Source organism: Gemmatimonadaceae bacterium, from assembly GCA_030647905.1.
GTDB lineage: Bacteria > Gemmatimonadota > Gemmatimonadetes > Gemmatimonadales > Gemmatimonadaceae > UBA4720.
The window spans coordinates 20233-29215 of the sequence record JAUSJA010000023.1; the positions used below are offsets into that span (position 1 = coordinate 20233).

10 protein-coding genes are annotated in these 8983 nt (G+C 62.3%); 2 read left to right on the top strand and 8 right to left on the bottom strand.

Going from position 1 to position 8983, the window contains the following annotated elements; genetic code table 11:
* Positions 1 to 53: 53 nt before the first annotated feature.
* The 4 genes from Q7S20_04695 to Q7S20_04710 all read right to left on the bottom strand — a co-directional run bounded on the left by Q7S20_04695 (position 54) and on the right by Q7S20_04710 (position 2652).
* Positions 54 to 800, bottom strand: coding sequence for a TrmH family RNA methyltransferase (locus tag Q7S20_04695; protein MDO8501120.1), 747 nt, complete (start codon positions 798 to 800; stop codon positions 54 to 56).
* A 59-nt stretch (positions 801 to 859) separates the two neighbouring features.
* Positions 860 to 1009, bottom strand: a complete 150-nt coding sequence (locus Q7S20_04700; GenBank protein MDO8501121.1) for a lmo0937 family membrane protein — start codon at positions 1007 to 1009, stop codon at positions 860 to 862.
* Between the two features lie 93 nt (positions 1010 to 1102).
* Complete coding sequence (locus tag Q7S20_04705) at positions 1103 to 1441, bottom strand: hypothetical protein (protein MDO8501122.1); 339 nt, start codon at positions 1439 to 1441, stop codon at positions 1103 to 1105.
* A gap of 92 nt (positions 1442 to 1533) precedes the next feature.
* Positions 1534 to 2652 (bottom strand): DUF882 domain-containing protein, encoded by a 1119-nt coding sequence (locus Q7S20_04710; GenBank protein MDO8501123.1) that lies wholly within the window; start codon positions 2650 to 2652, stop codon positions 1534 to 1536.
* Between the two features lie 70 nt (positions 2653 to 2722).
* On the opposite strand from Q7S20_04710, the gene Q7S20_04715 reads away from it, so the two are divergent.
* Together Q7S20_04715 and Q7S20_04720 are read left to right on the top strand one after the other, a co-directional pair.
* Positions 2723 to 3358 (top strand): VTT domain-containing protein, encoded by a 636-nt coding sequence (locus Q7S20_04715; protein ID MDO8501124.1) that lies wholly within the window; start codon positions 2723 to 2725, stop codon positions 3356 to 3358.
* 15 nt (positions 3359 to 3373) lie between these two features.
* On the top strand, positions 3374 to 3979 hold the full coding sequence (locus Q7S20_04720; GenBank protein ID MDO8501125.1) for a superoxide dismutase: 606 nt from the start codon (positions 3374 to 3376) through the stop codon (positions 3977 to 3979).
* 97 nt (positions 3980 to 4076) lie between these two features.
* Here the strand turns inward: Q7S20_04720 and speA are convergent, their stop codons facing one another.
* From speA to Q7S20_04740, 4 genes are all read right to left on the bottom strand, one after another.
* Complete coding sequence (speA, locus tag Q7S20_04725; GenBank protein ID MDO8501126.1) at positions 4077 to 6020, bottom strand: biosynthetic arginine decarboxylase; 1944 nt, start codon at positions 6018 to 6020, stop codon at positions 4077 to 4079.
* A 75-nt stretch (positions 6021 to 6095) separates the two neighbouring features.
* The gene (gene pdxH / locus Q7S20_04730) at positions 6096 to 6698 is read right to left on the bottom strand and encodes a pyridoxamine 5'-phosphate oxidase (protein MDO8501127.1); all 603 of its coding nucleotides are present in this window, start codon (positions 6696 to 6698) and stop codon (positions 6096 to 6098) included.
* 10 nt (positions 6699 to 6708) lie between these two features.
* The gene (locus Q7S20_04735; GenBank protein MDO8501128.1) at positions 6709 to 7302 is read right to left on the bottom strand and encodes a hypothetical protein; all 594 of its coding nucleotides are present in this window, start codon (positions 7300 to 7302) and stop codon (positions 6709 to 6711) included.
* A 93-nt stretch (positions 7303 to 7395) separates the two neighbouring features.
* Positions 7396 to 8730, bottom strand: coding sequence for an Nramp family divalent metal transporter (locus tag Q7S20_04740; GenBank protein ID MDO8501129.1), 1335 nt, complete (start codon positions 8728 to 8730; stop codon positions 7396 to 7398).
* Positions 8731 to 8983: the final 253 nt, after the last annotated feature.

Here is an 8983-nt window from a genome sequence, read left to right on the forward strand (position 1 = left end):
CAAAGCCGGAACGTGGGGTTAAAATGGCCACGCGAGATTTCAACCGCAAGTCATCACGCGCGCCTCTCGCGCTCGATGGTGCGGAGTACTTCGATCGCCATCGCCCGCAACAAGTCGAGCTCCCTGCCATCCGGTGCTGCCCGGAACAGGACCGACCTCAGCGACCTCATCACGTGCTCGTCGTTTCGCGTCTGGAAGAACCTGATCTCAGCGAGCGCGCGGTGCGCGTCGGCAAAGAAGAGATCGAATTTCCCGCTCGTCGGCGGGTCGGCGACTTTTCTTGGCGGAGCGAGACGGCGCGTGGCGTCGGCGGCGGCCACATGCAACTCGTACAATCCGATGAGTACTGCCTGGGCGAGATTCAACGATGCGTGTGCGGTGGTCGGAATGGTGACGACCGTGTGCGCGAGATCGAGCGCCTCGTTCGGAAGCCCCTTGTCTTCCCTGCCGAATACGAGAGCGACGCTTCCCTGATCCGAGAAGCCGAGCAGATCACCAGCGGCCTGCGCGGGAGTGAGAATCTCGCGCTTCGCGGCGCGGCGGCGCGCCGTGAACCCGGAGATGCGCACGCAGTCGGAGACCGCGCTTTCGAGATCGTCGAAATGCTCGACGGCGTCAATGATCTCCTGCGTATCGTGCGCGACACCGATGAGCCTGGAGGGATCGTACGCCACGGGGCGCACGAGCCGAAGGCGGCTGACGCCCATGTTCTTCATCGCGCGGATGGTGGCGGCGATGTTGATGGGATCCTGCGGCTCGAACAGTACCACGCGAACCGCCGACAGGCGGGATGCGCTCATGCGAGCGCCGGCCCTTCGCGCTTCAAGTGGGTCGCACGAAGAGCCGGCAAGTCATGCGGTCAGACTACTGGCCTGCCAGTGACGAGGCGGTAGATGACGACGATGACGGCGATCACGAGCAGAATATGAATGAGTGAGCCGCCGACGTTAACCACAAAGAAACCGAGTATCCACAGGATCAGCAGAACCATCGCGATCGTCCAGAGCATTGACGAATCCTCAGTAAGGGTTGTTCCGCGACTCCGCGGAGTGATCACGCTAACGGCAACTGTCGTACCGGCGCGCGGAGGCGCGCCGCGATGTCACCGCGGTGCGTGATCCACGGACCTGGCGGGATCCCGCTTCCCTGTATCCTCGTGCAACGCCTGCCTGCCGAGCAGTATGCGCATCGCACGAATGTCGTGTCCGATGTCAATCAGCAGGAGGGCGAGATCTCCGCTTCCATACAGAAGCCCGGCGAGCACGACGAGCCGGCTGATCTCGCCGAGCAGGGTCGGAATCGCGGCTGTTCCCTGCGCGATGAGTCCCGTCACGATCTCCGAAAGGAGCAGCAGCAGAAGCACAGCCGCCATGAGCTTGAACAGCTTGGACAGATAGCCGAGCCCGGTGTACGGCTCAAGATCGGCCGATCGCACCGGCATGGAGGGGTCGGCGCGGTAAGGTTTTGGCGAGCCTTGTCCCTCTGGCGAGTCGGGGGCGCTGTGGGCTGCCACTATAGTCGTCGCTTCATCCATTAGTTGTCTCCGGTTCCGATCCAGCGCGCGGGATATCCGCGCGTGTCAATATGAGTGAACGGCCCATGGGCGGAAGTGCCCGGGTATATCCCAACCCCTCCTATCAGCGAAGGGTGTGCCGCTTCGACGCGAATTGCCGCTGCCAGGATGACCCGGGAGTCGTTGATATTGACCCGGCCGTCATGGTTCAGGTCGTCCATGTTGCCGTCTCCGTTGTTATCAATGAATATGTCGGCCGCATCCCCGTACATGTGGCGGCTGAGCGACGCGCGCCCGCGCGGGTCGCCTCTGGCGCGGTTGTACTGGGGCGTGCGGAAGCCGCTCAGGACCCTGACACCTTTCGCGGGAATGCCCTGCGTCTCGAGCTCGGCGACCACGAGCTCGAGCTTGTCCACGACCTTCATGTCCACGACGATGTATTTTGGCCAGACGTTCTGCTGGTCGTGGGGAAAGAAGTCCCGAAGCTCGAAGTGGTCGGAGAGCTGTGTGTCCTGCGTCTGCGGCGTGACCTCGATGAAACCGCTGGGGGCGTCGTATCGCGCCTTCGCCGTCCGCGTCATCCGTGGCCAGTTTCCGATATAGTAGAGCCCGATCCGGCCGCCCTGCTTTGCGGAAGCGGGTTTGAGCGTGATGATCGAGAAGTCGGCGATCGGACGGATGGCATTCCCCATGGCGATGCCGAGCGACCAGATCCCGGTGCCGCGGGGCGCGGCAAGGACCGCCGTGGACTCCGCCTTCGCGCCGGAGGAGAATGTGGCGACCACACCATGAGGAAGGGTGTCCACGGGGAGCGTCTCGCCCGGCTGCTGTACGCTGGCTTTGAGCTTCCCGCTCTCGCCCCGCAGCGGATTCACGAAGTCGAGGGCGGCGTCGGTGAGATAGGCGACCGTGGGCGAGCGCGAATCGGTGAGCGCGCGCGTGATGATGCCGGTCGCGGCCGGCGCGCCTTCCACTATCTCGTCGCGCGCGTTGGCGATGGACCACGACCAGCCGAACGCGATGAGACAGATCAGAATGGACGAAGCAACATTGAATCTTCCCTCCGCCTTCCGCGACAAGCCCTTGCGGTGCCAGCGGCTGCGCGCCGGCTCCGGCACGCTCGCTGCGAGCTCCGTCAAGGTTGACCGCGGATGTCCAAAAGTTGAACTTGACCTTCTCCTATCCTGCATTTCCCCTCACAACGGCTTCATGGACCAGCTTCGCGAGCTCTTCGCCAATCTCTCGGATCTTCCCGCTCTCATAAAGTGGGCCGGATACTTCGGACTCACCGGAATCGTGTTCGCCGAGACCGGGCTTCTCATCGGCTTTTTCCTGCCGGGAGATTCGCTGCTCGTCACCGCAGGCCTGGTCTCCGCGCGCGGATTGCTCAACGTCTACCTGCTCGGCCTGCTTCTCAATATTGCGGCCGCCGCCGGCAATTCGATGGGTTATCTGATCGGCCGGATGACCGGCCCGAGGATATTTACTCGCGAGGACTCGCTGTTGTTCAACAAGAAGCACGTGTACCGGGCGCAGGAGTTCTACGCGCGGCACGGCCGCAAGGCGATCATCCTCGCGCAGTTCATTCCGATCGTCCGGACGTTCTCGCCGGTGGTGGCGGGAGTCGGGCGGATGCCGTATATGCAGTTTCTCGTCATCAGCGTGCTCGGCACCGTATTCTGGGTATGGAGCATGCTGTTCACCGGGTATTTCCTGGGCACGTATATTCCGGGAATAGACCAACACATCGAGATTCTCGTGCTGGTCGTGATCTTCGTGTCAATTCTGCCGGGCATCATCAGCTGGTGGCGCGAGCGCAGCAAGCCTGCCCCGGCGGCGAACTAACCAAGGAGCACCACAATGGCATTCCAACTTCCCGATCTGCCGTACGGCTTCGATTCGCTGGAGCCGCACATCGACACGGCCACGATGCAGATCCATCATGGCAAGCATCATCAGGCGTACGTCAACAACCTGAACGCGGCGATCGAGAAGGCGCCCGAGCTGGCGACCAAATCGCTGGACGATCTGCTCACCGGGATCAACGGAGTGCCCGAGGCCGTACGCATGGCCGTTCGCAACAACGGCGGGGGACACTGGAACCATTCGATGTTCTGGAAGTGGATGGCGCCGAACGCCGGGGGGCAGCCAGGAGGCGAGATCGGCCGCGCGATCAACGGTTCATTCGGCAGCTTCGACAAGTTCAGGGAGCAGTGGGCGGCAGCCGGCGCCGGCCGTTTCGGTTCGGGCTGGGTGTGGCTCCTCAACGACGGCGGCAAGCTGTCAATCACGAGCACACCGAATCAGGACAACCCCCTCATGGACGGCAAGTCCGCTCCGATCCTCGGCCTCGACGTCTGGGAGCACGCCTACTATCTGCGTTACCAGAACAGGCGCCCGGACTATATCTCGGCATGGTGGAACGTCGTGAACTGGGCGGATGTGGAGGCTGAGTTCGCGCGGTAATTCGAGAACCGCTGCCCGCTGCCCGCTGCCCGCTGCCCGCTGCCCGCTGCCCGCTGCCCGTTACGGGTAGCGGGTAACAGGTAACTGGTAGCGGTTCTTAACGCGCGGCTTCCCCCTCGAGGTACGTGTAACCCTCGAGGCCGGCGACGTAGTCGGCGATGAAAGCGTTCGCCTCCTGGCGCGTGATGCCCGTTGCCGCCGCAACCTTCCTTCGGAACGTCGCCAGCAGGTCGGATGCGCGGTACTGAACGTAGGCGAGAACCTCCGTCACTGTGTCGCCGTGCACCAGCTCCGCCACTTCGTACCCGTTCTCCGAGAGACGGATGTGCACCGCGTTCGTATCACCGAACAGATTGTGCAGATCGCCCAGTATCTCCTGGTATGCACCCGTCAGAAAGATGCCGAGGATGTACTGCTCACCGTCGGTGAACGGGTGCAGCGGGAGGCTCGGGCGCGACGTTCTTCCGCCGATGAATCTCTCGATCTTTCCATCAGAGTCGCACGTCACGTCCTGGATCGTTCCGTTGCGCGTCGGCTCTTCATCGAGTCGGTGAATTGGCATTACCGGAAATAGCTGGTCGATCGCCCAGCTGTCGGGCAGCGACTGGAACAGCGAGAAGTTGCAGAAGTAGCGATCCGTCAGCGTCGCCTCGAGATCCTCGATGATGTCGGCGTACTCTTCCCTGTCCTGCTGCGCGAGACGCGCCACGGCGGTGATGGTGGCGATGTAGATCTGCTCCGCGAGCGCACGCTCGCGCAGCGTGAGCACGCCGCTGTTGAACAGCTCCTGCGAACGATCCTTGGCGAACGTCGCATCGTGATAGACCTCGCGAACGCGCCGCGTGCTGACCGCCTTGTAATCCTCCTCCATCTCGTGGAGGAACGCGTGGTCCTCGTCGTCCAGCGTCGGCATGACATTGTCGGCCTGCGACTCCACGTCAATCACGCTCAGCAGCAGCAGCGCGTGATGAGCGGTGAGCGCGCGTCCCGACTCGCTGATGATGTGCGGCATCGGAAGCTCGAGCTCGCGGCACGACTCGGCGAGCGTGTACACGACGTCGTTGGCGTACTCCTGCAGCGAGTAGTTGACGCTCGCCTGAGACGTGGAGCATGACCCGTCGTAATCCACACCCAGTCCACCGCCGACATCAACGTGGGTCACATCCACGCCCATCGAGCGCAGCTCGGCGTAATAGCGCGAGATCTCCTGGAGTCCCGCCTTGATGTAGCGGATGTCCGTGATCTGCGAGCCGAGGTGGAAATGGATGAGCTTGAGGACGTCGAGACGCCCAGCATCGCGAAGACGGTCCACGAGCTTCACGAGCTGCGCGGTGCCGAGTCCGAACTTGGACTTTTCGCCGCCGCTCCTGGCCCAGCGTCCCGAGCCTTCGGAGTGAAGCTTGATGCGAACGCCGGCGGTCGGAGTGACGCCGAGCTCGTCGGCGACCTTGAGCAGGACGTCTACTTCGCTTAGCTGCTCGAGCACGATGAACACCTTGTGCCCGAGCTTCTGCCCCATCAGGGCGAGGCGCATGAACTCCTCGTCCTTGTAACCGTTGCAGACGATGAGGTGATCGGTGTGCTCCGCAAGGGCGAGAACGGCCTGGAGCTCCGGCTTGCTTCCGCATTCGAGGCCAACGCCGGACGCTTTGCCGAACTCGACTATCTCCTCGACGACGTGTCTCTGCTGATTGACCTTGATCGGATAGACCGTCGTGTATGCGCCGGTGTACTCGTACTCGCTGATGGCGCGGGCGAACCGCTCGGTGAGCGACTCGATGCGTGAGCAGAGAATGTCGGAGAATCGCAGCAGCAGGGGCAGCCCTACGCCCTGCGCCTCGAGGTCGTTGGCCAGCTCGAAGAGGTCGAGCTCGCGCGCGGGATTATCGGCGTCGGGGCGGACGACGACGTGTCCCTTGGCGTTGATATCGAAGTATCCGATACCCCATCCCTCGATGTTGTAGAGGGTGCGGGCCGAATCAATGCTCCATGCTTCGTCTGCACCGGATTCGGTCACCGGCGGAGTGCGCGTCATCGTCATGCCGAAAGTTTAGGGCATGCGATCCCGATTCGGTACCGTCCAGGGGTAGAGCCAGGGATAGAGCCAGGGATAGAGCTAGGGATAGAGCGTCTCCATCGTCCAGCTCTCGCCGCTTCTCGTGTAGAGATGTCGCTCGTGGAGACGGCCAGGGCGGGCTTTCCAGAACTCGATCCGTGACGGGCGCAGCCGGAATCCGGACCAGAACGGCGGCCGCGTCACTTCGCGCCCCTCGAACTTTTCCTCGAACTCCTGAATCCGGATTTCGAGATCGCTGGCGTGCTCGATCGGCTGGCTCTGGATGGATGCCCACGCTCCGATCTGGCTCTCGCGCGGCCGGGTCGCGAAATAAGCGTCGGCCTCCTCGTCGCTGACGAGGGACGCGGGGCCTTCGGCGCAAACTTGCACTTCGAGAGCCGCCCAATGGAAGCAGATGGACGCGACGGGACGAGTGCGCAGCTCGCGCCCCTTCCGACTCTCGAGGTTGGTATAGAAGACGAAGCCGCGCTCGTCCACTTCCTTCATCAGTACAGTGCGTACCGATGGATTCCCGCTCATGCCCACGGTGGCGAGGGACATCGCGTTGGGATCGGGGAGGAGGGCACGATCCAGCTTCTGTGCCTGGGCATAGAGCCGGTTGAACCGGCTCAGGGGATTCTGGACTGGATAAGGAGTGGCCATTCGGAAGTGATCAGGCTTTGGGGGCAATGGTAACAGCATTGAACTTGAGGGGATCTACGTGAAGCCGGGCTTCGGGCCAGGCATACATTATATAGCCGCCCCAGCCCCATGCGTCGAACACGCGGCCCGGCAGGCTCGCCGCGCGGGCTCTCGAGACCGCCTCGGTGGGAAACGCCTTGGGGCTGAACCTGTCAGGAATGACTGTCAGCCCGGCCATTTGGCCGCGGTTCAGCCCGAGCCACAAGAGCAGAATAGCCGTAGGAACGGCCAGGATTCCGACACGTGAGCCGGGATCGAGTCGCGCGAACTCGTTGAACAGGGAACACTTACGTTTCCAGGCCGGCCAGGGGAGCTGGATTCTCCGGGTGCCCATCGAGAATAACGCGACGGTACCAAGGATTGCGAGCAGGAACGGCCACTGCCCGGCATCCTGAAAATTGGGGGGCAGGAATTCCGCCATGTTGTTGGCGAGCGATGAGCTCGTTACGGCGGAGAAAACTTCCTTGTAGATATACGGGCCGTAGGGGTTGACGATGGTCGCCACACCGGCGAGCGCGAGCGCAACCGAATTCCACCGCGTGCGCGACATTTCGCTCGGTGTCACTCGTGACCGATTCCTGAATCAACCCGACGGTGAATGCGGAGGACATGCAGGAAAGGTTAACCGTTTGCGCGCCCCTTGGAAGTCTTATTCCCGTCATGAGGACCTGAGCCAGGAGAAAGCGAGCGCCAACCCCGCGAAGGTCATCAGCACTGCCGCGAGGATGCCGAACAGATTGAGCTTCCAGCCGTTGCGGTGCTCCCCCATCACTCGCGGATTATTGCAGACGAAAAGAAGGATCACGATGAGAGGCGGTGCGAGCAATCCGTTGATGACGGCGGTCCAGAACAGCAGTTTCACGGCGTTCAGGTGGGCGAAGTTGAGCGCCATCCCGATCAACATCGCCACCACAATGACGCCGTAAAAATTGCGGGCGTCGTGCATTTTCTCGCTCATTCCCCGATTCCATGCTCCCGCCTCGGCGAGCGCGTACGCCGCGGAGCCGGCCAGTACCGGGACAGCGAGCATTCCCGTCCCGACCAGTCCGAGCGTGAAGAGCAAATAGGCGGCATTTCCAGCAAGCGGCCGGAGAGCCGCCGCCGCTTGTTCCGCCGTCTGGATGTCAGTTTGCCCAGCCTGGTGAAGAGTGGCACCGGCTGTGAGCACGATGAAAAACATGATCAGGTTCGAGATGAACATGCCCGTGACGACATCCCGTTGTGATGCTCTGAGCTCTCGCTGCAGAGCGCGTCTCGGGCGCCCTTCGATCTTCTTCTCGATGTACTCTTCCTGCTCTGCGTTCTGGGCGGCCTGCCAGAAGAAGAGGTATGGAGAGATAGTGGTGCCCAGGATCGCGACGAAGGTCAGGAGGTAGTCACGGGAGAACACGATCCTTGGGCGAATCACTTCCCCCAGAACGGTGTCCCAGTCGGGGTTCGCCACGAATCCCGCAATGACGTAAGCGAACAGCACCAGCGTGAGCCACTTGAACACCCGGGTCATGGATCTATACGACCCAAAGATCAACAGCACGAGAATGAGCAGCGTGAACGCAGGCACGAACCACACGGCGGGGAAGCCGCTCAACATCCGGGCGGCGGCGGCCATACCGCCCAGGTCGGCAGCGATGTTGATGGTGTTGGCGGTGAATAGCAGCAGGCAGGCAAACCAGAGCAGCCACCGCGAATAGTGCTCACGCAGTACCGCGGCGAGTCCATGTCTCGTCACAAGGCCGATGCGCGCGCACATTAGCTGCACGGCGGTCATCAGCGGCAGTGTTATGAGAGCAGTCCAGAGGAGACCGTACCCAAATGCGGCGCCCGCCTGCGAGTAGGTCGCGATCCCGGATGGATCGTCGTCGGCGGCTCCCGTAACGAGCCCTGGACCAAGCTCGCGGACAAAACTCTTGAGCTTGGCCGACCTCGTCAGCTCATATTCCCGCTCGGGGCGTTCCGCCTCGCGACGTTCGACGTTGCGAGGCGGAACCAACATGAATTTCCTGATACTGGGTTGCCCGCTATGAGAGGTTGCCGATCACGCCGCCCTCCATCTTCCGACCGGGCGCAGGTACGCGAGGACTGTGCCCAGTTACCCGTGCGATTTGCTGGCCAGCTGCCTCAGCACGTACGGGAGAATTCCGCCGTGCCTGTAGTAGCTCATCTCCTCCGGCGTGTCGATCCTCGCGACCGCCTGGAATTTCTTCTCGCTTCCGGCAGCGCCGCGCGCTCTGACTGTAACCGTGGCG

Coding starts and splice junctions, on each gene's coding strand:
- Q7S20_04695 (MDO8501120.1), bottom strand. CDS start 800: ATGAGCGCATCCCGCCTGTCGGCGGTTCGCGTGGTACTGTTCGAGCCG.
- Q7S20_04700 (MDO8501121.1), bottom strand. CDS start 1,009: ATGCTCTGGACGATCGCGATGGTTCTGCTGATCCTGTGGATACTCGGT.
- Q7S20_04705 (MDO8501122.1), bottom strand. CDS start 1,441: ATGCCGGTGCGATCGGCCGATCTTGAGCCGTACACCGGGCTCGGCTAT.
- Q7S20_04715 (MDO8501124.1), top strand. CDS start 2,723: ATGGACCAGCTTCGCGAGCTCTTCGCCAATCTCTCGGATCTTCCCGCT.
- Q7S20_04720 (MDO8501125.1), top strand. CDS start 3,374: ATGGCATTCCAACTTCCCGATCTGCCGTACGGCTTCGATTCGCTGGAG.
- speA (MDO8501126.1), bottom strand. CDS start 6,020: ATGACGATGACGCGCACTCCGCCGGTGACCGAATCCGGTGCAGACGAA.
- pdxH (MDO8501127.1), bottom strand. CDS start 6,698: ATGGCCACTCCTTATCCAGTCCAGAATCCCCTGAGCCGGTTCAACCGG.
- Q7S20_04740 (MDO8501129.1), bottom strand. CDS start 8,730: ATGTTGGTTCCGCCTCGCAACGTCGAACGTCGCGAGGCGGAACGCCCC.